A 26,354-nucleotide genomic window follows, 5' to 3' on the forward strand; every position below is an offset into this window, starting at 1 on the left:
GGCAAGTCGGGACGCGAAGGGGACGCCCCGGATTCAGCGCCCTCGCTTGCCCGGCAGCGGGGCGAACAGTGCCTCGATTTCTTCATCCCCCAGCCGCCACTGACCGGCCTGCCCGCCATCGAGCAGACCGGCCGCCAAGGCGGCTTTCTCTTGCTGCAACTGCTGGATCTTCTCTTCCACCGTGCCGCGGGTGATCAGCTTGTAGACGAACACTGGCTTGTCCTGGCCGATACGGTACGCGCGGTCGGTGGCCTGGTTCTCGCTGGCCGGGTTCCACCAGGGGTCGTAGTGAATCACCGTATCGGCAGCGGTCAGGTTCAGGCCTGTACCACCGGCCTTGAGGCTGATCAGGAACACTTCGCTGTCGCCGTTCTGGAACTGTTGAACCGGCGCGCGGCGATCGCGGGTGTCGCCGGTCAGCAGGCTGTAGCGAATGTCGCGCTTTTCCAGTTCCTGCTCGATCAGTGCGAGCATCGAAGTGAACTGGGAGAACAGCAGCACTCGGCGACCTTCGCTGAGCAGTTCCTCGAGCATTTCCATCAAGCTGCCCAGCTTGCCCTTGTCGGCTTGATTGCCCTTGGCTTCCACACCCTTGACCAGACGCAGGTCACAGCACACCTGGCGCAGCTTGAGCAAGGCATCGAGGATGACGATCTGGCTGCGTGAGGCGCCATTGCGGGCGATTTCATCGCGCACCTTCTTGTCCATGGCCACGCGCACCGTTTCGTAGGTGTCGCGCTGTGCATCGCTGAGGTCCACCCAGTGAACCATCTCGCTCTTGGCCGGCAGCTCTCGGGCCACCTGCTCCTTGCTGCGGCGCAGCAGGAAAGGGCGTACTCGGCTGGCCAGGTGGGCCAGCCGCTCGCGGTCGCCATGACGTTCGATGGGGGTGCGGTAATCCTGGTTGAAGCGTTTCTGATCGCCCAGCCAGCCGGGCATCAGGAAGTGAAAGATCGACCATAGCTCACCCAAGTTGTTCTCCATGGGGGTGCCTGTCAGGCAAAGGCGCTGGTTGGCCTGCAGCTCCCGGGCGGCCTGGGCGGCCTTGCTGGTACTGCTCTTGATGTTCTGTGCTTCGTCCAGCACCAGCACGTGCCAGGGTTGGGCCTGCAATGGCTCGAGGTCGCGTGGCAGCAGGGCGTATGTGGTCAGGATCAGGTCGTATTCGTGCAGTGCACCAAAGAACCGGGTGCGTCCGGGGCCGTGCAGGGCCAGAACGCGCAGATTGGGTGCGAAGCGCTGTGCTTCGTCCAGCCAGTTGGGCACAAGGCTGGTGGGCATCACTGCCAGGGCTGGATGGTTCAGGCGCCCGGCTTCTTTTTCCAGCAGCAGATGGGCAAGGGTCTGCAGGGTCTTGCCCAGACCCATGTCGTCGCCGAGGATGCCACCGGTGCCCATCTCGCGCAGGGCTTGCAGCCAGTTCAGGCCCTGCTGCTGGTAGGGGCGCAAGGTCGCGGCCAGCCCCCTGGGTGGCTCGACCTCCAGGTCACGCGCATCGCGCAGGCGCCGGCCGAGATCGCGCAGTTGTTCGCCACCTTCCCATTGCAGGGGCAGGTGCTCGATATCGTTCAGGCGTGCCGCATCGGCGCGCTCCATGCGCAACGTCGGCCCGCTGGCATCCTCGTGCAGATACAGCTCGCCGAGGGTGCCCATCACTGCCTTGATCCGGCCGTAGGGCAGGGCGACCCGCATGGCCGGGCTGTCCAGGCGACCACGGTTGAGGTCGATCAACAGGTGTTCATCGTCGCCGCGCCGCGCAAGTTCGCTGGGGCGCAGCAGTTCGGGGCTGCTGCGCAGCAACTGCAGGACGATCGGCAGCAGGCTGTGGCGCTGGCCGTCGACGACGATGCCCAGTTCCAGATCGAACCATTCGTGGCCGGGGGCTTCCTGAATGTTGGCGTACCAGTCTTCCACGTCGTGAAGGTTGAAGGCGAAGTCACGGTGGACGTCCACCTTCCAGCCTGCCTCGCGCAGTCGCAGCAGGTCTTCGCGGGCGAAGCGCAGCCAGGTCTCGTCGTCGGGCAGTTGGAACATTTCGCCGGCGCTGTCGGGCAGGGCCTTGCTCTGACGTGTGGCAGGCTTGAAACCGAGCTTGTGCAGGGTGTCGCGCAGGCGCTTTTCATGCTGTGGCTGGCGGCGAATATGCTGGCTGGTACTGTCCACCAGGCGGCTCAGCGGCTTGTCTTCGGGGCCGCTGGCGCGCAGCCCGTCGTAGTCGAACGACAGCGCCGCGCGATGCTGCATCTGGCGCTGCATGCGTCCGGTCTTGGGCGTGTAGGCGCTGAATTCCAGGCTGCCAAGGGTGAGGTGTGGTGTGGGCTCGATGTTGTCGAGCAGTTCCTGCTTGACCGTTGTCGGGGTCGGCAGTTGGTGGTTCAGGGCGTTGAGCTTGTGGCTGAGTGGCACGATCAGGTGTTCCGGTACATCGGGTGCGAGCGAGAGCTGGATGGCGGTGTGCGGGTCGAGACTGTGGGCGACGGTACCGACTTCTCTGGTCATGACGTCGAAGTAAAACAACGGCACCAGCGGCAGGACGCAGAGCAGCGGTTTGTCGGCGTTGTACCACATGCCGCGGTATTCGCCGCTGTCCAGGCGCACCCAGCGAAATTCCGCCTGGCGCTCCTGGCCGCGGCGCAGCAGCGGCAACTCGTCCATGTACATCAGGCGTCCGGTTTCCAGCACCCGTTGCAGTAGCTCGCCGCCTTCCTGGCCTTTTAGCACGTAGCCGCGCTCCTGGCCGTAGGGGGCGTTCTGTGCGGACAACTGGCGCAGGATGCGCAGGTCTTCTTCCTTGACGAACTTGGGCGGCTCGTAGAGCAGTTCATACAGCGATTGCACCCGGCTGTAGCGTATGTCGCCATCGGTGCGAGTGCCCTTGCGCACGCGCAGGGCGCAACCTTGATCGCCCAGCAGCATGAGCTGGTAGCAGACCATGCGGCCGCGTTTGTCTTCGTCAGGCTGGCGTGGGGTGGCGCGTTGCTCGAGGCCCTGCAGCCAGTGTTGCAGGTGGTGCGGCAGGTGATCGCTGGCCGCCGGTTGTGCCGCATGGCGGTGGGCTAGCGTGTAGAGCACGGCGGCGCAGTGCTTGCAGTTCTCGCCGACCGGGCAGGTGCACTGGCCGCGAACATGACAGTGTCCGGCGGAGTTGAAGGTGATGGTGATCCGCTGACGATAACGGTTGTCGCCGTTGCCGCTGCAGGTTGCCTCGATGCGTGCGTCGCCGTGGGAGAGAATCTCTACCCTGCCTTGCTCGGCATAGCGCTCACCGCGCTGCAGAGCGCCGGCGTCGAATTCGCGCTTCCAGCTCGGGTTTTCCGCAACCTGCTTCTGCACGTCACTCACGTGTCACTGCTCCATCATCTCCGGGTCCATCGTTGGCAGCTTGCGCATGCCAGCCGGTGCGACCCTGATCAGCAGCGCCAGGTGGCCCCCGTCGAGGAAGGTCAGCTGGCCGTTTTTCACGTTGCTGTTGCTTTGCTTGAATTGCTCGCTGCGCAGCACGCTGCCATTGCCGTCCAGGTCGTTGACCCAGAAGTTGGCCTCGATGCGGATGAAGCGGCCCTCGGCGATGCTCAGGTTGCCCTCGATGGGGAAGTGCCCGAACTGCTCGTCACCGGCGCCCACGGCGATGCGGCTGGGCTCGCTGCCCACCTGCTGCTGCCAAGCCTTGTGCAGCAGCACAGTGTAGTCGGCAGTGGCTTGCAGGCGGGTGGCTTCGTCGACCAGTGCCGGTGGGCGTTCGGCATCCTTGGCCAGGCGTGGGGCGCCGGCGCTCCAGTTCTCGGGGGCGAACGGGCTGGTCACGGCAGGCACTGCATTCTGCCGCAGGAGGAGGATTTCCACCTGATAAGGGCCTTCGGCGAAGGCCGTCACTGGCGCGATGAGCGACAGCAACAAGGTCAGGCAACGAATGGCACGCATGGAGCTTCCTTAATTTGACTGTGGGGCCAGGCGCTCGAACAGCGCCTCGAGGGTGTTGAAGCGTTCTTCCGGGCGTTCCATCGGCACCAGGAAGCGGAACTGGGTCGCGCCTTCGAACTTGTAGCGCTTGGGCTGGCCCTGGATCAGCTTGATCAGGGTCAGTGGTTCGACCGGCGTTTCGGCCTCGAACTCGAGCTTGCCGCCATTGGGGCCGGCATCGACCTTCTTGATGCCAAGCTTCTCGGCCTGCAGCTTGAGCAGCGTCAGGCGCATGAGGTTCTTGGTCGGCTCGGGCAGCAGGCCGAAGCGGTCGATCATCTCCACCTGCAGGTCCTTGAGGCCTTCCTCGTCGGCCGCCGAAGCGATGCGTTTGTACAGGATCAGGCGGGCGTGCACATCGGGCAGGTAGTCCTCGGGGATCAGCGCCGGCAGGCGCAGGTTGATCTCCGGGCCGCCGCCCAGTGGTTGCTCGAGATTGGGTTGGGTGCCCTTGCGGATCGCCTTGACCGCACGTTCGAGCATCTCCATGTAGAGGGTGAAACCCACTGCCTGGATCTGCCCGCTCTGGCCTTCGCCGAGCAACTCGCCGGCGCCGCGGATCTCCAGGTCGTTGGTGGCCAGCACGAAGCCTGCGCCCAGGTCCTGGGTGTTGGCGATCGCCTCCAGGCGTTTCTCGGCATCGCCGCTGATCTGTTGGCGTGGCGGGGTGAGCAGGTAGGCGTAGGCCTGGTGGTGGCTGCGTCCGACCCGGCCGCGCAATTGGTGCAACTGGGCCAGGCCGAACTTGTCGGCACGTTCGATGACGATGGTGTTGGCACTGGGCACGTCGATGCCGGTCTCGATGATGGTCGAGGCAATCAGCACGTTGAAGCGCTTGTGGTAGAAGTCGCTCATCACCTGTTCGAGCTCGCGCTCGCGCATCTGCCCGTGGCCAATGCCAATGCGCGCTTCGGGCACCAGCTCGGCGAGATCGGCGGCGCATTTCTCGATGGTCTTCACGTCGTTGTGCAGGTAATAGACCTGGCCGCCACGCAGCAGCTCGCGCAGCAGTGCTTCCTTGACCGTGCTCTTGTTCTGCTCCATGACGAAGGTGCGCACCGACAGGCGTCGAGCCGGCGGGGTGGCGATGATCGACAGGTCGCGCATGCCGGCCACGGCCATGTTAAGGGTGCGCGGGATTGGCGTGGCGGTGAGGGTGAGGATGTCCACCTCGCTGCGTAGCGCCTTGAGCTGTTCTTTCTGGCGTACGCCGAAACGGTGCTCTTCGTCGATGATCGCCAGGCCCAGGTCCTTGAAGCGCACATCGTCCTGCAGCAGCTTGTGGGTGCCGATGAGGATGTCGATCTTGCCTTCGGCAAGGTCTGCGGCGGCGGCGGCCACTTCCTTGGCGGACTTGAAGCGGCTCATCACCTCGACCGTCACGGGCCAGTCGGCAAAGCGATCGCGGAAGCTGTTGTAGTGCTGCTGGGCGAGCAGGGTGGTAGGTACCAGGACCGCGACCTGGCGGCCGCTGTGCACCGCGATGAAGGCTGCGCGCATGGCCACTTCGGTCTTGCCGAAGCCGACATCGCCACACACCAGTCGATCCATGGGCTTGGCGGCGAGCATGTCGAGGCGCACGGCCTCGATGGCAGCCTGCTGGTCGGGCGTCTCTTCGAAGGGGAAGCCGGCGCTGAAGGTGGCGTAGTCGGCGGCCGGGTCGGCGAAGGCGTAGCCCTTGCGCGCAGCACGGCGGGCATAGATGTCGAGCAGCTCGGCGGCCACGTCGCGCACCTGTTCGGCGGCCTTGCGCTTGGCTTTCTGCCAGGCTTCGGAGCCGAGTCGGTGCAGCGGCGCCAGGGCGTCGTCGCTGCCGGTGTAGCGGGCGATCAGGTGCAGGTTGGCCACCGGCACATAGAGCTTGGCGCCCTCGGCGTATTCCAGGGTGAGGAACTCGGCGGCCTGGCCGTCGATCTCCAGGGTGGCCAGGCCCAGGTAGCGGCCCACGCCGTGATCGATGTGCACCACAGGGGCGCCTTCGCGCAGCTCGGTGAGGTTCTTGATGACTGCATCGTTGGCCGCTTCGCCGCGCTTGTCGCGACGTCGGCGCTGCATCACGCGCTGGCCGAACAGCGGGCTTTCGGCCACAAGGGCCAGGCTCGGGTCATCCAGCAGCAGGCCGTCATCGAGCGGGGCGATGGTGATCGCCAGGCGCTCGCTGCCCGTGATGAAGTCGGCCCAGCCTTCGACGGTGTGCGGGCGCAGCTTCAGGCGTTCGAGCAGCTCCAGCAGCACTTCGCGGCGGCCTGCCGATTCGGCGGTGAACAGCACCCGGCCGGGGAACTGGTCGAGAAAGTTCGACAGCTCTGCCAGCGGCTGGTTGGCCTTGGCCTCGATGGCCAGGTTGGGCAAGGCGCGGGCCGGGAAGCGCTCGCGGCCTGCGCCCTGTTCGAGTTCGTCGGCGCTGACCACAACGCGCGGCCATTGCTTGAGGCGGGCGAAGCAGTCCTCGACCGGCATGAACAGCTCGGCCGGTGGCAGCAAGGGGCGGCTGAGGTCGCCGCGGCGCTCTTCGTAGCGCCCGCGTACGTCGTTCCAGAAGTGTTCGGCGGCCTGCTCGACGCCGGGCAGGGAGAATACCTGGGTGTCTTCCGGCAGGTAGTCGAAGAGTGTCGCGGTCTCTTCGAAGAACAGCGGCAGGTAGTATTCGATGCCGGCCGGAATGATGCCGCTGGTCAGGTCCTGGAAGATCGCGCTGCGCCGGAAGTCGACGTCGAAGCGCTCTCGGAAGCGGGCTTTGAAGCGTGTCACCTCATCCTTGTGCATGGGGAATTCGCGGGCCGGCAGCAGGCGGATCGAGTCGACCTTGTCGATCGAGCGCTGGGTCTCCGGGTCGAAGGTGCGCAGGGTTTCGATCTCGTCGTCGAACAGGTCGATGCGATACGGCGCCTTGCTGCCCATGGGGAACAAATCGATCAGCGCGCCGCGCACGGCGAATTCACCATGCTCGTAGACCGTGTCGACGCAGCGGTAGCCGCTGGCTTCCAGGCGGGTGCGCATCTGCTCGACGTCGATCTTCTGGCCCACGTCCAGCACCAGGCTGCTGCCCAGCAGGAAGCGGGTCGGGGCCAAGCGGTGCAGGGCGGTGGTGATCGGCACCACGAGAATGCCGTGGTCCAGCTGTGGCAGTCGGTAGAGGCTGGCAATGCGCTGGGAGATGATGTCCTGGTGCGGCGAGAACAGGTCGTAGGGCAGGGTTTCCCAGTCTGGGAACGGCAGCACCGGAAGCTGCGGGGCGAAGAAACGCAGCTCCTGTTCCAGGCGATCGGCGGCCTGGCTATCGGCAGTCAGCAGCAGGGTGAAGCGCCCGGCGCTGCTGGCGGCCTCGGCGATGGCGAGACTGAGGGCGGCACCTGGCAGGTTGCCCCAGGTTTGTTTGCCGGCCGTGGCCGACAGTTGCGGAAGGCGCAGAACTGACACGGAAGATCCGACTCCAAGCGTTGCGGCAAAGAGGTCAAGTGTACCGGCGACGCTGCTCGCTGTCAGGCTCGAAAGGGCATGACGGCTGGCTTTGCGGGTAGCGACAGGCGCTCATTGCCCGATACGCATCGGGGCGTCATAATGTAGCCCCTTTTTTCTGTCCCTACATGTGGAAGGTTCCCGTGACTCAGAAGCCCGACCAGTGTCTTGGTGAGTGGATCGATCGTGAAGCCCTGGCTGAAGCGATGATCCCGCTTATCGGTCAGCTCTACCGCAACAACAACGTGGTGAGCTCGATCTATGGCCGCAGCCTGATCAACCGTTCGGTTATCTCGATCCTCAAAGCCCATCGCTTTGCACGTCACCGTCAGACCGACGAGACCGAACTGTCCGTACACGAGACATTCCCCCTGCTCAAAGCCATGAGCGAGCTGAAACTGGGCGCCGCTTCGGTCGACCTGGGCAAGCTGGCCAACAAGTTCAAGCAGGAAGGCAACGGTCGCACTGCGGAGCAGTTCGTCCGTGAAGAGCTGGCTGAGGTGGTTGGCCAGCAGAACGCTTCGGCGCGCAAGGGCACCGACGTCGTCCTGTACGGCTTCGGCCGCATCGGCCGCCTGCTGGCGCGCATCCTGATCGAGAAGACCGGTGGTGGCGACGGCCTGCGCCTGCGCGCCATCGTCGTGCGCAAGGGCGCCGAAAACGACCTGGTCAAGCGCGCCAGCCTGCTGCGCCGCGACTCGGTTCACGGCCCGTTCGACGGCACCATCACCATCGATGAAGCCAACAACACCATCACTGCCAACGGCAACCTGATCCAGGTCATCTACGCCAAGAGCCCGAGCGAAGTCGACTACACCCAGTACGGCATCGACAACGCACTGATCGTCGACAACACCGGCGTCTGGCGCGATGCCGACGGCCTGGGCCAGCACCTGGCCTGCCCGGGCGCTGCCCGTGTCATCCTCACCGCACCTGGCAAGGGCGCGCTGAAGAACATCGTGCACGGCATCAACCATGGCGATATCGCTGCCGATGACAAGATCATCTCCGCGGCATCCTGCACCACCAACGCCATCGTGCCGGTGCTCAAGGCCATCAACGATCAGTACGGCATCGTCAACGGCCACGTCGAAACCGTTCACTCGTTCACCAACGACCAGAACCTGATCGACAACTTCCACAAGGGCAGCCGTCGCGGTCGTGCCGCGCCGCTGAACATGGTCATCACCGAAACCGGCGCCGCCACTGCCGCTGCCAAGGCACTGCCAGTGCTCAAGGGCAAGCTGACCGGCAACGCCATTCGCGTACCGACGCCGAACGTGTCGATGGCCATCCTGAACCTGAACCTGGAAAAGGCGACCAACCGCGAGGAGCTCAACGAGTACCTGCGCCAGACCGCCATGCACTCGGAACTGCACAAGCAGATCGACTACGTCAGCTCTCAGGAAGTGGTTTCGACCGACTTCGTCGGCTCGCGCCACGCCGGTGTGGTCGATGCCGAAGCGACCATCTGCAACGATAATCGTGTTGTCCTGTACGTCTGGTACGACAACGAATTCGGTTACAGCTGTCAGGTCGTTCGCGTGATGGAAGAGATGGCCGGTGTGAACCCGCCAGCGTTTCCACGCTGATAGGCTTGTAAGGCCATGAAAAAACGGGAACCTTCGGGTTCCCGTTTTTTTATGTCGTGTCTGTGCCGGCACTGCCACGGTAAACGCTGGTCCCACGGTAGACGCGGCACAGGCAACCGAGAGTCTGAATCTTGCGCAAAGCCTTACTGTTTATCCTGATGCTGCTATCGGCCTGTGACCAGCAACCCACGCTGGAGCGCCTGGGCGGTCCGACCATGGGCAGCAGCTACAGCATCCAGTATGTTCGCAACCCCGGCGGCCCGGCGCCGGACCAGGTGCGCGAAGCTGTCGAAACCATCCTGCACGGTATCGACGCGTATTACTCCACCTACCGTGACGACTCTGTCGTCAGTCGCTTCAACCAGTTGCCGGCCAATCAATGCCTGACCATCCCGCAGGACATGCTCGAGCTGGTCACCTTCGGCCAGCACCTGGCGGATGTGAGCGAGGGGGCTTTCGACCTCAGTGTCGAGCCACTGCTCAACCTGTGGGGCTTCGGCCCGCAGGCGCGTCAGGAGCAGGTGCCCGATCCTCAGGCCCTGGCCTTGGCCCGTCAGCGCGTAGGTTATCGTCACCTGCACATCGATGGCGGTCGCCTGTGCAAGGATGTCGCGCTGGAGCTGGACTTCAACAGCATCGCTGCCGGTCACGCCGTTGACCTGATCGCCGAGCGCCTGCGGGCGATGGGTGTCGACAGCTTTGTCGCCGAAGCCACCGGGGAGTTGCAGGCCGCAGGCCGCAAGCCTGATGGCAGCCCCTGGCGCATTGCACTGGAACTGCCGCGCGAGGATCGCCAGATCGCCCGCCAGGTAATTGCCATCGATGGCCTGTCGGTGTCGACCTCGGGTGACTACCGCAACTATTTCGAGGACAATGGCCGGCGCTATTCGCACACCTTCGATGCCCGTCTGGGGCGTCCGGTCGCCCACGGTCTGGCTGCAGTCACCGTGCTTGACCGCTCGGCACTGATCGCTGACGGTTACTCGACGTTGCTGCTGATTCTCGGGCCCGAGCGCGGCTGGGATTTTGCTGTGGCCCACGGCATCGCTGCCGTACTGGTGACCCGGGTCGAGGGTGGTTTCGTCTCCCGTTCCACACCCGGTTTCCAGCGGGTGTTGAAAGGCGGGTGAAAGGCAGGGCACGGATGATCGCGGCCAGGGAAGCGGCGAAATGACATGTAGTGCAGGCAAAGATGGCCTACGACGCGACCAAGGGTTAATGTGCGCGGCGTTCACGCTTGATTAGACTGCACCCGAATTTTTTCATGGCGCCCCGGCGACATGATGAGCCCCGCGGCCAGCCGGCCGGCGGGCCAGTTCTGAAGGAGTACGCATGGCTGTCTACAACTACGACGTAGTGGTGCTGGGTTCCGGCCCAGCCGGAGAAGGCGCGGCAATGAACGCCGCCAAAGCGGGGCGCAAGGTCGCGATGGTCGACAGCCGTCGCCAGGTCGGCGGCAACTGCACCCACTTGGGCACCATTCCGTCCAAGGCACTGCGTCACTCGGTGCGGCAGATCATGCAGTTCAACACCAACCCGATGTTCCGTGCCATTGGTGAGCCGCGCTGGTTCTCCTTCCCTGACGTGCTCAAGAGCGCCGAGAAGGTGATTTCCAAGCAGGTTGCCTCGCGCACCGGCTACTACGCGCGCAACCGCGTCGACGTGTTCGTCGGCACCGGCAGCTTCGCCGATGAGCAGACCGTCGAAGTGGTCTGCCCCAACGGCGTGGTCGAGAAGCTCAACGCCAAGCACATCATCATCGCCACCGGCTCGCGTCCTTATCGCCCGGCCGACATCGACTTCCACCACCCGCGCGTCTACGACAGCGACACCATCCTCAGCCTGAGCCACACGCCGCGCAAGCTGATCGTCTATGGTGCCGGGGTGATCGGTTGCGAATACGCCTCGATCTTCAGTGGCCTGGGTGTGCTGGTCGAATTGGTCGACAACCGAGGCCAATTGCTGAGCTTCCTGGATTCGGAAATCTCCCAGGCGCTGAGCTACCACTTCAGCAACAACAACATCACCGTACGCCATAACGAGGAGTACGAGCGTGTCGAGGGGCTGGACAACGGGGTGATCCTGCACCTGAAGTCGGGCAAGAAGATCAAGGCCGACGCCTTGCTGTGGTGCAACGGCCGTACCGGCAACACCGACAAGCTGGGCCTTGAGAACATCGGCATCAAGGTCAACAGCCGCGGCCAGATCGAGGTCGACGAGAACTACAGCACCAGTGTGCCGAACATCTATGGTGCCGGTGACGTGATCGGTTGGCCGAGCCTGGCCAGCGCCGCCCACGACCAGGGCCGTTCGGCGGCCGGCAGCATCGTCGACAACGGCAGCTGGCGCTTCGTCAACGACGTGCCGACCGGCATCTACACCATTCCGGAGATCAGTTCGATCGGCAAGAACGAGCAGGAGCTGACCCAGGCCAAGGTGCCGTATGAAGTGGGCAAGGCGTTCTTCAAGAGCATGGCCCGTGCGCAGATCGCCGGCGAGCCTCAGGGCATGCTGAAAATCCTGTTCCACCGCGAAACTCTGGAAATCCTTGGCGTGCATTGCTTCGGCTACCAGGCTTCGGAGATTGTCCACATCGGCCAGGCGATCATGAACCAGCCGGGTGAGCTGAACAATCTCAAGTACTTCGTCAACACCACCTTCAACTACCCGACCATGGCCGAAGCCTATCGGGTAGCTGCCTACGACGGTCTGAACCGGCTTTTTTGAGCGGCTCCGACCGGTGGCCTGAGCCGGTCGGGGAGACCGATTTCAGCCCTACCCGAGGGTGGTCTTGGCCAAACCGGGAAAGTCTGTAATCAGGCTGTCCACGCCAAAATCGGCGAGTCGGCGCATCAGCGCCGGCTCGTTGACCGTCCACACCGACACATGCAAACCCTGCTTCTGCGCCTTCAGCAGGCGTTCGGGGGTGCACAGCGTCCAGTTCAGCGCGAGCATCTCGCAGCCGTAGTTCTGTGCCACTTTCAGTGGGTCGAGCCAGGCGTATTCGGCAACCAGCCCACGCGCGATGTCGGGCACCAGTTCCTGCGCTGCTCCCAGCACTTCCCGCGAGCTCGAGGTGATGGTCACCTTGTCGAGCAGGCCGTATTGTTGTGCCAGCTCGCGAATGGCCAGCACCGTGCTTGCTGCACGGGTGCGCGAAGCACTCTTGACCTCCAGCTGCCAGTGGGCAAAGGCGCACTTCTCGAACAGTTCTTCAAGGCGCGGGATAGGGCAGGGCTGCACATGTCCGGGGCCGCCCTTGCGCGCGTCGTAGGTAACCAGGTCCGCTGCCGAGTGTTCGACGACCTTGCCGCGTCGGCCGGTGGTGCGCTTGAGGGTCGGGTCATGGATCACCATCAGCTCGTTGTCGGCCGACAGGTGCAGGTCCAGCTCGCAACGGTCGACGCCGTGCGACAGGCACTGGCGGAAGCTGGTCAGGGTGTTCTCGGGCGCTTCGCCCTTGGCGCCGCGATGGCCGTAGATCAGGGTCACGTTCGTTCCTTCAGGTCTAAAGGGAAAAGGCTCAGGATGCCGGGTCGTCGTGTTCGAGTTGCTGGCGCCGCTGTTGTTGCTGACGCTGCAGGATATAGCGGGCCAGGAGCTGGCGCTGGGCATCGGTCATGTCGATGAATTCGGTGCCAACCTCGAAGTCGCCTTCGGGACGTGGGTCGCAGTGGGTGACGCGGCCACGCAGCAGCAGGCCGTGGGCGCGAGGCATCAGTACCATCTTCACCTTGACCCGGGTGCCGGGCGCGATCTGCTGCGCCTGGGCGAATTCGACACCGCCTTCGGAGATGATCACCCGCTGCGGCTGGCCGATCTCGCCGATCAGCGTTTGTGCGACCACCGCGCTGAGCAGGTCGAGGCGTTTGTTCTGGGCGCGCAGGAAGGCGGCCAGGGTGCGGTCCTTGTCGCTGAGCTGGCGCAACAGGTGCTGGGATTCGAAGTCCGACAGGTGCAGCTCGCTGAGCAGGTTGAACAGTGGTGAATCATCCTGCAACAGTTCTGGTTCAAGGGCTTCGGCCGCGCTCAGGGGGCTGATTTCCAGTGCGATCCTGTCTTCGATGCGGTAGTATTCCCGGCGATCTTCTTCGTCTAATGTCGTCATGGCGAACCCATGGTTGCGGCGGTGGTCCGAGTGTAAAGCCGCCGTAGGCGCCTCGCCACCAGGACGTTCCCTTTCATCCGAACAAGCCCCGACATGTTCAGACCTCTCTTCGTATTCATCGGTACGCGTTACACCCGTGCCAAGCGACGCAACCATTTCGTCTCGTTCATTTCCCTGACCTCGATGATCGGCCTCGCCCTGGGCGTGGTGGTGATGATCGTGGTGCTGTCGGTGATGAATGGCTTCGATCACGAGATGCGCACCCGCGTCCTTGGCATGGTCCCTCACGCCACCATCGAGGGCGACCAGCCCATCGGCGACTGGCAGGCCCTTGCTCAACAAGTAAAGCAGAATCCGCACGTGCAGGCGGTCGCGCCCTTCACGCAGATGCAGGGGCTGCTTACCCATGACGGCAAGGTGCAGAAGATGCTGCTCAACGGCATCCAGCCGGACCGCGAGCGCGAGGTGTCGATCATCGACAACTTCCTGCAGCAGGGCAGCCTCGACCAACTGGCGCCCGGCGAGTGGGGCATCCTCATCGGTGACAAGGCCGCCACCAAGCTGGGCGTCAAGGTCGGTGACAAGGTCACCTTCGTCGCGCCCGAGGTGAGCATCACCCCGGCCGGGATGTTCCCGCGCATGAAGCGCTTTACCGTGGTCGGCACCTTCCACGTCGGCGCAGGCGAGATCGATGGCTTCCTGGGCCTGACCAACCTCTCCGACCTTTCGCGCCTGCACCGCTGGAAGGCCGACCAAGTGCAAGGCCTGCGCCTGAAGTTCGACGACCTTTTCAAGGCTCCGCGCGAGGCCTGGAGCATCGTCCAGCAGTTGGGCGAGCACCAGTACTACGCCCGCGACTGGACCCGCACCCAGGGCAACCTGTACCAGGCGATTCGCATGGAGAAATCGATCATCGGTCTGCTGCTGCTGCTGATCGTCGCGGTGGCCGCGTTCAACATCATTTCCACCCTGGTGATGGTGGTCAATGACAAGCGCGGCGACATCGCCATCCTGCGTACGCTCGGCGCCACGCCCCGGCAGATCATGGCGATCTTCATGGTCCAGGGCACGGTGATCGGCGTGGTCGGCACGCTGATCGGCGCAGTGGTCGGGATCATCGCCGCGCTCAACGTCAGTGCGGCGATCGCTGGCGTCGAGACCCTGATCGGGCACAAGTTCCTCAATGCCGATGTGTACTTCATCGATTACCTGCCGTCGCAGATCATCGCCCAGGACGTGTGGATGGTCTGCGGTGCGGCGCTGGTCCTGAGTTTCCTCGCCACCCTGTATCCGGCCTGGCGTGCAGCGCGCACCCAGCCTGCAGAGGCGCTACGTTATGAGTGAGTCGCGCATGAGTGATAAAGCCGTACTGAGTTGCCGCAACCTGGGCAAGTCCTATGACGAGGGGCCGGAGTCGGTGCAGGTGCTGTCGGGCCTGAGCCTGGAGCTGCACCCAGGGGAGCGGGTGGCCATCGTCGGTAGCTCCGGCTCGGGCAAGAGCACGCTGCTCAACCTGCTTGGCGGCCTCGACACGCCAACCCAGGGCAGCGTCTGGCTGGCCGGGGAAGAGCTTTCGGCGCTCGGCGAGCGTGATCGCGGCCTGCTGCGCAACCGCGCCCTGGGTTTTGTCTACCAGTTCCACCACCTGCTGGCAGAATTCACGGCCCTGGAAAACGTCTGCATGCCGCTGCTGATCGGTCGTACACCCATCCCGGAGGCGCGCCAGCGCGCAGAGGCGCTGCTCAAGCGTGTAGGCCTCAGCCATCGCCTGAATCACAAGCCTGCCGAACTGTCTGGCGGCGAGCGCCAGCGCGTGGCGATTGCCCGTGCGCTGGTCAATCAGCCAGGCCTGGTGATGCTCGACGAGCCTACCGGCAACCTTGATCACCATACCGCGCTGGGTATCCAGGAACTGATGCAGGAGCTGTCGACGGCGTCGCGCACGGCGTTCCTGGTGGTGACCCACGACCTGAGCCTGGCACGCAAGATGGACCGTGTGCTGAGCCTGGAAGACGGTCGTCTGATCTCGATCTGATTGCATGGGGCCGCCTGCGCGGCCCCAATCTACTGTTCAACTGGGTGTTCGCGTACATGTTCAGACCCTTGCCCTTGTTCATCGGTGCCCGCTACACCCGTGCCAAGCGCCGCAATCACTTCATCTCGTTCATCTCCATGACCTCGATGATCGGCCTCTCTTTGGGCGTGCTGGCGATGATCGTGGTGTTGTCGGTGATGAACGGTTTCCAGCGTGAAATGAGCTCGCGCGTGCTGGGGCTGGTGCCGCATGCCAGCATCCTTGGCGTACAGCCGCTGGATAACTGGCAGCGTGTTGCCGAGGCCGCGCTGAAGAATCCGGCGGTGATCGCCGCGGCGCCCCTGACGGAAATGGAAGGCATGCTCTCCTACAAGGGGGCGATGCAGCCGATCCAGGTCAGCGGTATCGATCCGGCGCAGGAGGGCAAGGTCTCCATTGTCGGCCAGCATATCGTTCAGGGTGCCCTGCAAGCGCTGCAGCCCGGTGAGTATGGCGTGGTGCTCGGGGAGCTGACGGCGCGCCGTTTTCGCCTGAACACCGGCGACAAGGTCACCCTGATCGTGCCGGAAGTGAGCAGTGCGCCCGGTGGTATTACCCCACGCATGCAGCGCCTGACCGTGGTCGGCATCTTCAAGGTCGGCGCCGAGCTGGACGGTTCGCAGGCCTACATCCACATGGCCGACGCCGGCGAGATGCAACGCTGGGCACCGGGCCAGGTGCAGGGCGTACGCCTGAAGCTGCACGACCTGTACGCTGCGCCGCAGGTGTCCAAGGCGATCGCTTCGGGCCTGGGCGATGCCTTCCGCGCCGATGACTGGTCGCACACCCAGGGCAGCCTGTTCAGCGCGATGAAGATGGAAAAGACCATGATCGGTCTGCTTTTGTTGATGATCATTGCCGTGGCGGCGTTCAACATCATCGCCACCCTGGTGATGGTGGTGAACGACAAGGGTGCCGACATCGCGATTCTACGCACCATCGGCGCGACGCCGGCGCAGATCATGGGGACCTTCATGGTCCAGGGCAGCCTGATCGGTATCGTCGGCACCCTGATTGGCGGGGTGTTGGGCGTGATCGGTGCGCTTAACGTCAGCGCCATCGTCGGTTGGCTGGAACGCACCAGCGGCCAGCATATCTTCACCTCCGACATGTACTTCATCAGCAGCCTGCCATCGCAGTTGCAGTGGGGTGATGTCGCGATCATCTGTATCGCCGGCCTGGTGATGAGTTTCCTGGCCACGTTGTATCCGGCGTATCGCGCATCGCAGATCGAGCCTGCGATGGCATTGCGTTACGAGTGACGTCGTGGTCTGCGCATGAAGGTGGGCGCGATCCCTGCGCTGGCGCGAGCGTAAACGAAGCCCGCGCCAGCCGTTGCACTGCCTCAGCGCTTCGGGGGCAGGTCAATCACAAAGCGTGTCCATCCCCCTTCACAGTGGGCGTGAATTCCCCCGCCATGGGCCTGCACGATGGACCGGGTGATCGCAAGCCCTAGCCCCGCATGTTCGCTGCTGCCTTCATGGCGTGTCGGATCCTCTCGATAGAACCGGTCGAACAGGCGTGGCAGGGCCTGCGCTGCAATCGCGGGGCCGGTATTGGCGATCTCTATGTGCAGCCCCGGTGACAGCGTCACTTCGATGGTCCCGCCAGGTGGAGTGAAGCGCAGTGCGTTGTCCAGCAGGTTGGACATGGCCCGGCGCAGCATGTGCCGGTCGCCCTCTGTCTGTGCTTCACCGCGGCGTCGCAGGATGATGCCGGCATCTTCGGCCAGCGGCGCGTAGTACTCCAGCAGAGCATCGGTCTCGGTCGCCAGGTCCAAAGCCTGTCGGCTGGGCATCAGCAGACCATGGTCGGCCTTGGCCAGGAGCAGCATGTCGTTGACCATCTGCGCCATGTGTTGGAGTTCCTCGAGGTTGCCGTGAAGGGCTTCGCGGTACTCCTCCAGGCTGCGGGGGCGGGTGAGGGTGACCTGGGTGTGGGTGAGCAGATTTGACAGCGGCGTGCGCAGTTCATGGGCGATGTCGGCGGAAAAGGCCGAGAGGCGTTGAAAGGCATCGTCCAGGCGTTGCAGCATGGCGTTGACGGTGTGGCCGAGCTCGGCGAGTTCTTCAGGCAGTTGTGCCACTGGCAGGCGCGTGGTCAGCGAGCGCGCATTGACGCTGGCGGCCACCGCGCCCATCTGGCGCAACGGTTGCAATCCGCGGCGCGCAGCCCAGGCGCCGAGGAGGGCTGTAGCCAACGCGCAGAGCCCGACGGTCAGCCAGATCAACTGCTGCATGCGTTGTAGAAAGTGCTGGTGGTGGGTGATGTCGAGAAACAAGGTGACCTGGGCGTTTGGCAACGCCTGGCACAGGCTGCGGTAGTCCATGCCGTCACTGTGCAGGGTGGCCAGGCCCGGCTGACGGGGTTCCTGCGGCAAGCCTGCGCGGCTGTCGAACCACAGCGTACCGTCGTTGCCGCGGATACGCAGGGCCAGGTCCGACTGGTGGCTGAGCTCGCTGCGCAGCGTCGGCAGGTGGACGTCCAACGCGGTGCGGGAGTCGACATCGGCCAGGTGCGCACGCAATTGCGAGAGGCGGGCGCTGAGCAACTGCTGGTCGAGCTCGACGAAGTGACGTTCACTGGCATGGCTGAACAGCAACCCGGCGCTCAGCGACACGGCGGCGGTGCAGGCCGCGAACAGCAGGGCCAGGCGCCCGCTGAGGGAGAGTCGGGGCATCAGTCGTGGCGCTCCTCGAGCACGTAGCCCATGCCGCGCACGGTATGGATCAGCTTGTTGGGGTGGTTGTCGTCGATCTTCAGGCGCAGGCGACGGATCGCGACCTCGATCACATTGGTATCGCTGTCGAAATTCATGTCCCACACCTGCGAAGCGATCAGCGATTTGGGCAGCACCTCGCCCTGGCGCCGCAGCAGCAGCTCGAGCAGGGCGAATTCCTTGGCGGTCAGGTCGATGCGGCTGCCGGCGCGCTCGGCGCGGCGACGGATCAGGTCCAGGCGCAGGTCGGCCAGGGCCAGGGTGGTGTCCTGGGAGGGGCTGGCGCCGCGGCGCAGCAGGCTACGTACCCGGGCCAGCAGCTCGGAGAAGGCAAAGGGTTTGACCAGATAATCGTCGGCCCCCAGCTCCAGGCCATGGACGCGGTCTTCGACAGCGTCACGCGCGGTAAGGAACAATACCGGCGTGTCCAGCCCCGCCTGGCGCACCGCCTGAAGGATCTGCCAGCCATCCCGGCCCGGCAGCATGACATCCAGGATCAGCAGGTCGTGGTCGCCGGTGAGCGCGAGGAATTGCCCCGTTTCACCGTCATCGGCCAGTTCCGTGGCAAAACCGGCCTCGCTCAGGCCCTGGCGCAGGTATTGGCCGGTCCTGGCCTGGTCTTCGACGATCAGCAGTTTCATGCACTGTCCATTGTCAAAAAGGTAAGCGCACAAGCACTCCAGTTTTCATAGAACAGCCCGGAGTGTCGTGCCGCAGCATTGGCTCAAATGATACGTGACGATCGGCAAGCGCGCCCAAGCTGACAAACTTGTAATCTGCCTGTCAGCTAGCCGCCAGTCCCATGACCCTAGAGTGGCTCCATCTCTAGCGCACAAACCGGAGTTGCCATGAAACACCTGATCCTCGCCGCCACCCTTGCCGTGGCCAGCCTGCCGGTCTTCGCCGATGGCGCCAAGACCTTCGGCTTCGGCGAACCGGCGCCGGCCTCCAAGGCCACCCGTACCGTCGATGTGGTGCTCAAGGACATCGCCTTCGAGCCCAAGAGCCTGCAGGTCAAGGCCGGCGAGACGGTGCGCTTCGTGGTGATCAACGAAGGCAAGCTGGCTCATGAGTTCAACCTGGGTGACAAAGCCATGCACGTCGAGCACCAGAAGGAGATGGCGGCCATGGCGGGCATGGACCATGGCAACATGGCCGGGATGGACCACAGCCAGATGGGCCATGGCGGCAACGGGCATGATCAGGGCAACACTGTGCTGGTCCAGCCCGGGCAGCGCGCCGAGCTGACCTGGACCTTCCGCAAGTCGGCGCCCATCGAATTCGCCTGCAACGTACCGGGCCACTATCAGGCGGGCATGGTCGGTCAGTTGACCATCGAGTGACATCATCCCCAAGGCGGGGTGCAAAACCGGTAGAATGGCGCCATTCCCGCGCTCTCAGGTCAGATACATGCATCCCGCCGCCGAACACTCCCCGCTGGGCAAGTCCAGCGAATACATCGCCACTTACACCCCGTCGCTGCTGTTTCCGATCCCACGCACGGCTAAATGGGCCGAGCTGGGTGTGACCGCGCAGACCCTGCCGTGGCAGGGCGTGGACTACTGGAACTGCTTCGAGCTGTCGTGGTTGCTGCCCTCCGGCAAGCCGGTGGTGGCCATCGGCGAGTTCGCCATTCCGGCCGACTCGCCTAACATCATCGAGTCCAAGTCGTTCAAGCTCTACCTCAACTCGTTGAACCAGACGGTGTTCGCATCGAGCGGCGAGCTGCAGGCGTGCCTGGAGAAGGACTTGTCCGCTGCTGCAGGCAAGCCTGTGAAGGTTCAGGTCCGAACGCTGGGTGAGGTCGAGCAGCAGGGTGTGGTGGCCTTGCCGGGCCAGTGCATCGATGGGCTGGACGTGAGCATCAGCAACTACGAGCAACCGCAGCCTGAACTGCTGCGCTGCGACTCGCAGCGTATCGTCGAGGAAACCCTGCACAGCCACCTGCTCAAGTCCAACTGCCCGGTCACCGGCCAGCCTGACTGGGGGAGTGTGGTGGTCGAGTACAAGGGGCGCGCGCTGGATCATGCCAGCCTGCTGACCTATCTGGTGAGCTTCCGCCAGCATGCCGACTTCCACGAGCAGTGCGTCGAGCGGATCTACCTCGACCTGCTGCGCCTGCTGCAGCCGGAGCATCTGACGGTGTATGCGCGTTATGTGCGTCGGGGTGGGCTGGACATCAACCCCTACCGCAGCAATCGGCCGATCAGTCCGAGCAACGGGCGGTTGGTGCGCCAGTAAGCGCAATGCTTGGGGGCGTTATACCCCCAGCGTAGCGCGAGGCCGCTCCCGCAGGTGATAACTGCAGGGGCGGCTCTTGGTGATGAAATCAGATTCCCATGCTGTGCAGCGAGTTGGCAATGCTGCGCAGCGTCGCCGTGAGGTCCGGGTGATCGGCTTCGAAACGCTCGATGGCCAGATTCACGCCATCGACCAGGTTGTTGTCTGGCGTGGCCTCTTCGAGCTTCAGTTGCGCTTCGATCTGTCGCGCTTCCTCATGCAGGCTGGCAAGTTCTTCTTCCGACAGCGGTACGTTTCGATCCAGTTGCTCGCGCAGGCTGTTGAGGCGCTCTTGCAATTCGCGGGCGGGCATTGGCTGTTCTCCATCAATGACTTGGCAAGCCATGGACCTCGGCGAAGCGGCAAAGGTTCTGGCCTGACTTCAAGCGTAATCCACTTGCTGGCGCTTTGCATGACCGGCATCAACGACGCTGTGTCAGGGTTTTTCACCCTTGCGTCGGCGCTGAGCGATGTCCGCAAGGCAGGTGTCCAGTGACTCCAGGTGGTCAATCACCGAGTGCACGCCCAGGCCGAACAGCTCGAGGGTAGCCTTGCCGCGGGCCAACTCCTGCTCCTGCGTGCTCATGGCTTGCCACCGACTCGATGCCAGGTCGCAGGAAGGGCTGCAGGCGGCAAGGCCGACGGTCCACAATCCGGCGTTCAGGCCCGACTGCAACAGGCGCGGCTCGCCACTGACCAGCACGCAGCCATCGAGGCGATCGCTGTTCAATGACATCAAGGCATGCCAGCAAGCATTCGGTGAGGGCCATGGCGAACCGTTGGCAACCTGGCCGGGCAGCCAGTCGGGGAGCACGCTGGCCAGGTGCTCGCCCTGATGCTCGCTCAGGTCGTCCAGCCAGATGCAAGGTACTTGCTGGCGCCGCAGTTGTTGGAGGGTGTCCAGGGCACCGGGGGCGGGCAGGGGGCTGCCGTTCGCGGCCTGGACCAGGCAACCGCGCAGGCCGAACAGCACAGCAGTGAGGGCGGGCGCTTCGTGCATGGCAACATCCCTGAAATACACCGCAGGCTAAACGCCCTTCATGACGGTCGGATGACAGTTGGAAGATGAAACTCTTGTTCACAAAATGTTGAACAAAGGTGTGTAATGCTGGCTGCCTGCCAGATTGCCTTTATACTGGCGCACTATCCAGCAGCGCCTTCAGGCGGCTGCCACCGTGAAATCCGATGGAGAAACATCTATGCAGAGGATCGGTGCCGGTGTGATCGAGCGAATCACCCAGGCCTGTGTCTGTGTCAGTCTGTTGCTGGCGCCTGTGGCCGCCACCCAGGCGGCGACCGAGGAAGATCCCTGGGAAGTGGTCAATCGACCGATCTTCAGGTTCAACGACACCATTGATACCTACGCCCTCAAGCCGTTGGCCCAGGGCTATCAGGCGATCACCCCGCAGTTCCTCGAGGACGGCATTCACAATGTCTTCCGGAATCTGGGCGACGTCGGCAACCTGGCCAATAATGTCCTGCAGCTCAAGCCTCGCGCCGCAGGCATCGACACGGCGCGGCTGATCGTCAACACCACGTTCGGTCTGGGTGGCTTCATCGACGTCGGCACTCGCATGGGGCTGCAGCGCAACGACGAAGATTTCGGCCAGACCCTCGGCTACTGGGGCGTGCCCAGCGGGCCATACGTGGTCATTCCGCTGCTGGGGCCGAGCACTGTGCGTGACGGCCTGTCCAAGTACCCGGACTCCTTCACCGAACCCTACCGCTATATCGATCATGTACCGACCCGCAACTCGATCTTCGCCCTGGACGTGATCGACACCCGCGCCAGCCTGCTGTCGGCAGAGAAGCTGATGCAGGGCGACAAGTACATCTTCATCCGCAACGCCTACCTGCAGAACCGCGAGTTCAAGGTCAAGGACGGGGAAGTCGAAGACGACTTCTGAGTCAGGCAAGCAGAAGAAGGCGACCGCAAGGGTCGCCTTCTTCGTTTTGGTGCAGTGTGAAAGTGATGCACCGTGCGTTCAGCTTCTCCCTGATTGACGGCACAATGGCCGTCGTTCTCATTCTCAAGGGTGGCTGGCCCCATGGCGGCATTCAAGCGCTCCGATCTGGCGGACCTGAACGTATTCTTCACCATTGCACGTCGCGGCAGTTTCGTCGATGCCGCCAACGAGCTCGGACTGACCGCCTCGGCGTTGAGTCATACGATGAAGAAGCTCGAAGATCGCCTCGAAGTCCGCCTGCTCAATCGCACCAACCGCTCGGTCGCGCTGACGGCCGCCGGCAGCGACCTCATGCAGTCCCTGGCCCAGGGCTTCGAAGCCATCGGCCACGGCCTCAATGCCCTCGAAGACCACCGCAAGGCGCCCGTCGGTCGCCTGCGCCTGAACATTCCCCATGACGCCGGGCGCCTGCTGATCCTGCCGGTGCTTGATCAGTTCCTGTCGCGCTTTCCCCAGGTGCACCTCGACCTGGTGATGGACGACCGCATGCTCGACATCGTTGCCGAAGGCTTCGATGCCGGCATCCGCTTCGGTGCAACCGTGCCCCAGGACATGATCGCCATCCCGCTGACCGGCGCGTTGCGTTGGGTTGTGGTTGGCGCGCCGGCGTATCTGGACAAGTACGGCCGGCCGACATCGCCCGCCGAGCTCATGCAGCACCGCTGTATCCAGATGCGTATCGGCGACGATTCGGTCTACCCCTGGGAGCTGGGTGACGGAGAACGGCAGGTGCGCATCGAAGGGCCGGGGCCGCTGCGCCTGAACGCCAGCGACATGGCCATTGGCACCGCAGTTGCGGGGTTGGGCCTGGCGTACTGCCTGGAAATGCGCGTGCGCGAAGAGCTACGCAGCGGTGCGCTGGAAGTGGTGATGCCGCAATGGGCCTCCAGCGACGAGCCGCTGGTGATGTACTACCCCAGTCGCCGCCAGACGCCACCCGCCCTGCGTCAGCTGATCGAGCTGATTCGAGCCGATCAGGGCCTTTCATGAGCCTGGTCTGACGAAATGATGAAAATGGTTCAGCATGGCGCTGAGTTCTTTTCTGTCTGAAGTTCACGCGTTTGCTGATTGAATGGATTCAGCGGTGGTCGCGCCGACAGGCTGCGCACTGCCTAGCATGTAACCAGACCAAGAGGTGGACTTGATGACTTATTTTGCCGATCCCGGTCGCTATGAGGGCGCCATGCCCTATCGTCGTGTTGGGCGCAGCGGCCTGGTACTGCCGGCCATTTCCCTGGGCCTGTGGCAGAACTTCGGCGGCGTGGATCAGTTCGAGACCGGTCGCAGCCTGCTGCGCCATGCCTTCGACCGTGGTGTCACGCACTTCGACCTGGCTAACAACTACGGCCCGCCTGCCGGCTCCGCCGAAGAACACTTCGGGCGCTGGATGGCCCAGGATTTTGCCGCCTACCGCGATGAGCTGGTGATCTCCACCAAGGCCGGCTGGCACATGTGGCCGGGCCCTTACGGCGGCCCGACCGGCTCGCGCAAGCACCTGATCGCCAGTTGCGAGCAGAGCCTGCGACGCATGGGCCTGGATTATGTCGACATTTTCTATTCGCACCGGGTCGATGCCGACACACCGCTGGAAGAGACCATGGGCGCGCTGGCGCAGTTGCACCGCCAGGGCAAGGCCCTGTACGTGGGCATCTCCTCCTATTCGCCGGAGTTGACCCGCGAAGCTTCAGCAATCCTGGCTTCTGAAGGCGTGCCGCTGCTGATCCACCAGCCCAACTACTCGATGCTCAACCGCGATATCGAGCAGGGCTTGCTCGGCACGCTCGACGATCTGGGAGTCGGCTGCATTGCCTTCTCGCCGTTGGCCCAGGGCATGCTCACCGACAAGTATCTGCAGGGCGTGCCAAGCGAATCGCGCGCCACCCGGGGTGGTTCGCTGCCGTCGCGCATGCTCGGCGATGACAATCTGGCGCGAATCCGCGGCCTCAACGACATCGCCCAGGCCCGCGGCCAGACCCTGGCGCAGATGGCGATCGCCTGGGTGCTGCGTGATTTGCGGGTGTCCTCGACGCTGATCGGCGCACGTACGCTGGCGCAGCTCGACGACTCCCTCGATGCGGTGGGCAATCTGCAGTTCACCCCTGACGAGTTGTCCGCCATCGACCGTCATGCCACAGACGGTGGTGTCGATCTGTGGAGTGTGTCGTCGCACATCGGTCGTCGCTGAAACCTGATCTTCTCCAGACCTGCCCGCGAGTAGCCAGGCATTTACATCCTGTAATTGTCTGGCCGCTCAAGGGCTTTTCTATACCCAACCGTATGCCAAACGGCCCTGCCAAATAACCGCTGGTGATTAGCACATCGAACTCGACCCTCGTATGCTTGAAACGCCCCGCGGATGGGAGTACCGTCTGCGCCTTACAGGGCACCACTGCGATTTGCCGGACAGGTTTTCTTGTCCTACACCTCAAAGAGAAGTGGTCACAGAGTATTCCAGTAGCCGTCCGTCGCCCTTGCCGATGTCCGCTACGCCAACCAATCGGCGCCGTTCGCCCACATGCAGAAAACCAGTGCAACGCTGCTGATCATCGATGACGACGACGTGGTCCGTGCAAGCCTCGCCGCCTATCTGGAAGACAGTGGCTTCAGCGTCCTCCAGGCCAGTAATGGCCAGCAGGGGCTCCAGGTCTTCGAAGAACACCAGCCCGACCTCGTGATCTGCGATCTGCGCATGCCGCAGATGGGCGGCCTCGAATTGATCCGCCGGATCACCGAGCACGCTCCGCAGTTGCCCGTGATCGTGGTATCCGGTGCGGGCGTCATGAGCGATGCGGTCGAGGCCTTGCGCCTGGGCGCGGCCGACTACCTGATCAAGCCGTTGGAAGACCTTGCCGTGCTCGAGCACTCGGTGCGCCGTGCGCTCGACCGTTCGCGCCTGGTGCTCGAGAACCAGCGTTACCGCGACAAGCTCGAAGCTGCCAACCGGGAGCTGGAAGCCAGTCTGCACCTGCTGCAGGAAGACCAGACCGCCGGTCGCCAGGTGCAGATGAACATGCTGCCGGAAAAGCCGTGGACTGCGGGCGATCTGTCGTTCGACCACCAGATCATTCCCTCGCTCTATCTCTCCGGCGATTTCACCGATTATTTCCGCGTCGACGAGCGCCGCATCGCCTTCTACCTGGCGGACGTGTCCGGCCACGGCGCGTCGTCGGCCTTCGTCACCGTGCTGCTCAAGTTCATGACCACCCGCCTGCTGTTCGAATTCAAGCGCAACGGCAAGATGCGCGAGTTCAAGCCGTCGCAGGTGTTGGCGCACATCAACCGTGGCCTGATCAACTGCAAGCTGGGCAAGCATGTGACCATGGTCGGCGGGGTGATCGACGAAGATACCGGCCTGATGACCTACAGCGTCGGCGGCCACTTGCCGCTGCCTGTGCTCTACACCCCGGGGCAGGCCCGCTATCTGGAAGGCCGTGGCCTGCCGGTGGGGCTGTTCGATGAAGCCACCTACCAGGACCATGTGCTCGAGCTGCCGCCGCGCTTCAGTCTCACGCTCATGTCCGATGGCATCCTGGACCTTTTGCCTGGGGATACACTCAAAGATAAGGAAGCGGCCTTGCCGGAAATCGTCAAGACCGCGGGGGGCAGCCTGGACGGGCTGCGCCAACGATTCGGATTGGCTACGCTTGGGGAGATGCCGGATGATATCGCCCTATTGGTGTTGAGCAGGAACCTTCAATGAGTACCGGTAGAATCCAGTTCGCCGAGCAGAGCGGTACCTTCGTGCTGAAATTCGTCGGTGAAGTGCGCCTGACCCTGTGTTCGGCGCTGGATGCGACGATCGAGAAGATCTTCACCGCACTGAATTTCTCGGCCATCGTCATCGACCTGACCGAAACCGAAAGCATCGACAGCACCACCCTGGGCCTGCTGGCCAAGCTGTCGATCCTGTCGCGGCAGAAGGTTGGCCTGCTGCCGACCGTGGTCACTACCAACCCGGACATTTCCCGGCTATTGCAGTCGATGGGGTTCGACCAGGTATTCAACATCGTCGACCGTCCGCTGCCATGCCCGGATTGCCTGAGCGACTTGCCATCGCAGGATCAGAACGAAGAGGTGGTGCGCTCCAAGGTGCTGGAGGCGCACAAGATCCTCATGGGCCTGAACGACTCCAACCGCGAAGCGTTTCGTGATCTGGTGAGTGCGCTGGAGCGTTCCTGATTCGGCGCCAATGGCG

22 protein-coding genes are annotated in these 26,354 nt (G+C 63.5%); 13 read left to right on the plus strand and 9 right to left on the minus strand.

Features of this window, described 5'->3' with window-relative positions; all coding sequences use genetic code 11:
• Nucleotides 1-33: 33 nt before the first annotated feature.
• The 3 genes from IAE40_RS05645 to mfd form a co-directional block, all read right to left on the minus strand.
• Nucleotides 34-2,934 carry a DEAD/DEAH box helicase gene (locus tag IAE40_RS05645; protein WP_371926323.1) on the minus strand — a complete coding sequence of 967 codons (2,901 nt, stop codon included), beginning with the start codon at nt 2,932-2,934 and terminating at the stop codon, nt 34-36.
• Between the two features lie 411 nt (nt 2,935-3,345).
• Nucleotides 3,346-3,921: a CsiV family protein gene (locus IAE40_RS05650; protein WP_200602806.1), complete on the minus strand. Its 576-nt coding sequence runs from the start codon at nt 3,919-3,921 to the stop codon at nt 3,346-3,348.
• Between the two features lie 9 nt (nt 3,922-3,930).
• Complete coding sequence (mfd, locus tag IAE40_RS05655; RefSeq protein ID WP_200602807.1) at nt 3,931-7,380, minus strand: transcription-repair coupling factor; 3,450 nt, start codon at nt 7,378-7,380, stop codon at nt 3,931-3,933.
• A gap of 167 nt (nt 7,381-7,547) precedes the next feature.
• Between mfd and IAE40_RS05660 the strand changes: the two genes are divergently transcribed.
• The 3 genes from IAE40_RS05660 to sthA all read left to right on the plus strand — a co-directional run bounded on the left by IAE40_RS05660 (nt 7,548) and on the right by sthA (nt 11,738).
• On the plus strand, nt 7,548-9,011 hold the full coding sequence (locus IAE40_RS05660; RefSeq protein WP_054894439.1) for a glyceraldehyde-3-phosphate dehydrogenase: 1,464 nt from the start codon (nt 7,548-7,550) through the stop codon (nt 9,009-9,011).
• A gap of 131 nt (nt 9,012-9,142) precedes the next feature.
• On the plus strand, nt 9,143-10,141 hold the full coding sequence (locus IAE40_RS05665) for an FAD:protein FMN transferase (protein WP_200602808.1): 999 nt from the start codon (nt 9,143-9,145) through the stop codon (nt 10,139-10,141).
• Nucleotides 10,142-10,343: 202 nt separating this feature from the next.
• Nucleotides 10,344-11,738 carry a Si-specific NAD(P)(+) transhydrogenase gene (gene sthA, locus IAE40_RS05670; protein WP_054894437.1) on the plus strand — a complete coding sequence of 465 codons (1,395 nt, stop codon included), beginning with the start codon at nt 10,344-10,346 and terminating at the stop codon, nt 11,736-11,738.
• A gap of 48 nt (nt 11,739-11,786) precedes the next feature.
• Here the strand turns inward: sthA and IAE40_RS05675 are convergent, their stop codons facing one another.
• Complete coding sequence (locus IAE40_RS05675) at nt 11,787-12,503, minus strand: glycerophosphodiester phosphodiesterase (RefSeq protein WP_125929357.1); 717 nt, start codon at nt 12,501-12,503, stop codon at nt 11,787-11,789.
• A gap of 31 nt (nt 12,504-12,534) precedes the next feature.
• Nucleotides 12,535-13,119 carry a PilZ domain-containing protein gene (locus IAE40_RS05680; RefSeq protein ID WP_153774541.1) on the minus strand — a complete coding sequence of 195 codons (585 nt, stop codon included), beginning with the start codon at nt 13,117-13,119 and terminating at the stop codon, nt 12,535-12,537.
• A 93-nt stretch (nt 13,120-13,212) separates the two neighbouring features.
• Between IAE40_RS05680 and IAE40_RS05685 the strand changes: the two genes are divergently transcribed.
• The 3 genes from IAE40_RS05685 to IAE40_RS05695 are packed head-to-tail and all read left to right on the plus strand — an operon-like array spanning nt 13,213 to nt 16,455.
• On the plus strand, nt 13,213-14,463 hold the full coding sequence (locus tag IAE40_RS05685) for a lipoprotein-releasing ABC transporter permease subunit (protein ID WP_054894434.1): 1,251 nt from the start codon (nt 13,213-13,215) through the stop codon (nt 14,461-14,463).
• Nucleotides 14,464-14,470: 7 nt separating this feature from the next.
• On the plus strand, nt 14,471-15,154 hold the full coding sequence (lolD, locus tag IAE40_RS05690) for a lipoprotein-releasing ABC transporter ATP-binding protein LolD (RefSeq protein ID WP_172964760.1): 684 nt from the start codon (nt 14,471-14,473) through the stop codon (nt 15,152-15,154).
• A gap of 56 nt (nt 15,155-15,210) precedes the next feature.
• On the plus strand, nt 15,211-16,455 hold the full coding sequence (locus IAE40_RS05695; RefSeq protein ID WP_197891617.1) for a lipoprotein-releasing ABC transporter permease subunit: 1,245 nt from the start codon (nt 15,211-15,213) through the stop codon (nt 16,453-16,455).
• A gap of 83 nt (nt 16,456-16,538) precedes the next feature.
• Here IAE40_RS05695 and IAE40_RS05700 read toward each other — a convergent pair whose 3' ends face one another.
• Nucleotides 16,539-17,876, minus strand: coding sequence for a heavy metal sensor histidine kinase (locus IAE40_RS05700; RefSeq protein ID WP_153774644.1), 1,338 nt, complete (start codon nt 17,874-17,876; stop codon nt 16,539-16,541).
• Nucleotides 17,873-18,553 (minus strand): two-component system response regulator CinR, encoded by a 681-nt coding sequence (cinR, locus tag IAE40_RS05705; RefSeq protein ID WP_065861984.1) that lies wholly within the window; start codon nt 18,551-18,553, stop codon nt 17,873-17,875. Before cinR ends, IAE40_RS05700 begins: the two co-directional genes overlap by 4 nt.
• A gap of 207 nt (nt 18,554-18,760) precedes the next feature.
• Between cinR and IAE40_RS05710 the strand changes: the two genes are divergently transcribed.
• Both IAE40_RS05710 and queF read left to right on the plus strand, forming a co-directional pair.
• A complete protein-coding gene (locus IAE40_RS05710; protein ID WP_054894430.1) occupies nt 18,761-19,255 on the plus strand; it encodes a cupredoxin domain-containing protein in 495 nt (164 codons plus the stop codon).
• Between the two features lie 67 nt (nt 19,256-19,322).
• A complete protein-coding gene (gene queF, locus IAE40_RS05715) occupies nt 19,323-20,153 on the plus strand; it encodes an NADPH-dependent 7-cyano-7-deazaguanine reductase QueF (RefSeq protein ID WP_153774538.1) in 831 nt (276 codons plus the stop codon).
• Nucleotides 20,154-20,241: 88 nt separating this feature from the next.
• Here the strand turns inward: queF and IAE40_RS05720 are convergent, their stop codons facing one another.
• Both IAE40_RS05720 and IAE40_RS05725 read right to left on the minus strand, forming a co-directional pair.
• On the minus strand, nt 20,242-20,505 hold the full coding sequence (locus tag IAE40_RS05720) for a DUF4404 family protein (protein ID WP_063545619.1): 264 nt from the start codon (nt 20,503-20,505) through the stop codon (nt 20,242-20,244).
• Between the two features lie 123 nt (nt 20,506-20,628).
• A complete protein-coding gene (locus IAE40_RS05725; RefSeq protein ID WP_200602809.1) occupies nt 20,629-21,192 on the minus strand; it encodes a phosphonoacetaldehyde phosphonohydrolase-related protein in 564 nt (187 codons plus the stop codon).
• Nucleotides 21,193-21,391: 199 nt separating this feature from the next.
• On the opposite strand from IAE40_RS05725, the gene IAE40_RS05730 reads away from it, so the two are divergent.
• The 5 genes from IAE40_RS05730 to rssC all read left to right on the plus strand — a co-directional run bounded on the left by IAE40_RS05730 (nt 21,392) and on the right by rssC (nt 26,338).
• Nucleotides 21,392-22,099 (plus strand): MlaA family lipoprotein, encoded by a 708-nt coding sequence (locus tag IAE40_RS05730; RefSeq protein ID WP_200602810.1) that lies wholly within the window; start codon nt 21,392-21,394, stop codon nt 22,097-22,099.
• Between the two features lie 141 nt (nt 22,100-22,240).
• Nucleotides 22,241-23,149 (plus strand): LysR family transcriptional regulator, encoded by a 909-nt coding sequence (locus IAE40_RS05735; RefSeq protein WP_197891625.1) that lies wholly within the window; start codon nt 22,241-22,243, stop codon nt 23,147-23,149.
• Between the two features lie 154 nt (nt 23,150-23,303).
• Complete coding sequence (gene mgrA / locus IAE40_RS05740) at nt 23,304-24,344, plus strand: L-glyceraldehyde 3-phosphate reductase (RefSeq protein WP_200602811.1); 1,041 nt, start codon at nt 23,304-23,306, stop codon at nt 24,342-24,344.
• Between the two features lie 330 nt (nt 24,345-24,674).
• A complete protein-coding gene (gene rssB, locus IAE40_RS05745; protein ID WP_153774534.1) occupies nt 24,675-25,859 on the plus strand; it encodes a two-component system response regulator RssB in 1,185 nt (394 codons plus the stop codon).
• Nucleotides 25,856-26,338 carry an anti-sigma factor antagonist RssC gene (rssC, locus tag IAE40_RS05750; protein WP_054894422.1) on the plus strand — a complete coding sequence of 161 codons (483 nt, stop codon included), beginning with the start codon at nt 25,856-25,858 and terminating at the stop codon, nt 26,336-26,338. Before rssB ends, rssC begins: the two co-directional genes overlap by 4 nt.
• Nucleotides 26,339-26,354: the final 16 nt, after the last annotated feature.

It is taken from the genome of Pseudomonas sp. S44, assembly GCF_016624805.1.
In the GTDB taxonomy this organism is placed as follows: Bacteria; Pseudomonadota; Gammaproteobacteria; order Pseudomonadales; family Pseudomonadaceae; genus Aquipseudomonas; species Aquipseudomonas machongensis.

Excerpts from the sequence above, each read along its gene's own strand:
- IAE40_RS05725 (WP_200602809.1), bottom strand. The coding sequence starts at position 21,192 with ATGCACGAAGCGCCCGCCCTCACTGCTGTGCTGTTCGGCCTGCGCGGT.
- sthA (WP_054894437.1), top strand. The coding sequence starts at position 10,344 with ATGGCTGTCTACAACTACGACGTAGTGGTGCTGGGTTCCGGCCCAGCC.
- rssB (WP_153774534.1), top strand. The coding sequence starts at position 24,675 with ATGCAGAAAACCAGTGCAACGCTGCTGATCATCGATGACGACGACGTG.
- queF (WP_153774538.1), top strand. The coding sequence starts at position 19,323 with ATGCATCCCGCCGCCGAACACTCCCCGCTGGGCAAGTCCAGCGAATAC.
- IAE40_RS05660 (WP_054894439.1), top strand. The coding sequence starts at position 7,548 with ATGTGGAAGGTTCCCGTGACTCAGAAGCCCGACCAGTGTCTTGGTGAG.
- rssC (WP_054894422.1), top strand. The coding sequence starts at position 25,856 with ATGAGTACCGGTAGAATCCAGTTCGCCGAGCAGAGCGGTACCTTCGTG.
- IAE40_RS05720 (WP_063545619.1), bottom strand. The coding sequence starts at position 20,505 with ATGCCCGCCCGCGAATTGCAAGAGCGCCTCAACAGCCTGCGCGAGCAA.
- IAE40_RS05685 (WP_054894434.1), top strand. The coding sequence starts at position 13,213 with ATGTTCAGACCTCTCTTCGTATTCATCGGTACGCGTTACACCCGTGCC.
- mgrA (WP_200602811.1), top strand. The coding sequence starts at position 23,304 with ATGACTTATTTTGCCGATCCCGGTCGCTATGAGGGCGCCATGCCCTAT.
- IAE40_RS05680 (WP_153774541.1), bottom strand. The coding sequence starts at position 13,119 with ATGACGACATTAGACGAAGAAGATCGCCGGGAATACTACCGCATCGAA.
- cinR (WP_065861984.1), bottom strand. The coding sequence starts at position 18,553 with ATGAAACTGCTGATCGTCGAAGACCAGGCCAGGACCGGCCAATACCTG.
- IAE40_RS05645 (WP_371926323.1), bottom strand. The coding sequence starts at position 2,934 with ATGGTCTGCTACCAGCTCATGCTGCTGGGCGATCAAGGTTGCGCCCTG.
- IAE40_RS05650 (WP_200602806.1), bottom strand. The coding sequence starts at position 3,921 with ATGCGTGCCATTCGTTGCCTGACCTTGTTGCTGTCGCTCATCGCGCCA.
- lolD (WP_172964760.1), top strand. The coding sequence starts at position 14,471 with ATGAGTGATAAAGCCGTACTGAGTTGCCGCAACCTGGGCAAGTCCTAT.
- IAE40_RS05695 (WP_197891617.1), top strand. The coding sequence starts at position 15,211 with ATGTTCAGACCCTTGCCCTTGTTCATCGGTGCCCGCTACACCCGTGCC.
- IAE40_RS05730 (WP_200602810.1), top strand. The coding sequence starts at position 21,392 with ATGCAGAGGATCGGTGCCGGTGTGATCGAGCGAATCACCCAGGCCTGT.
- IAE40_RS05735 (WP_197891625.1), top strand. The coding sequence starts at position 22,241 with ATGGCGGCATTCAAGCGCTCCGATCTGGCGGACCTGAACGTATTCTTC.
- IAE40_RS05710 (WP_054894430.1), top strand. The coding sequence starts at position 18,761 with ATGAAACACCTGATCCTCGCCGCCACCCTTGCCGTGGCCAGCCTGCCG.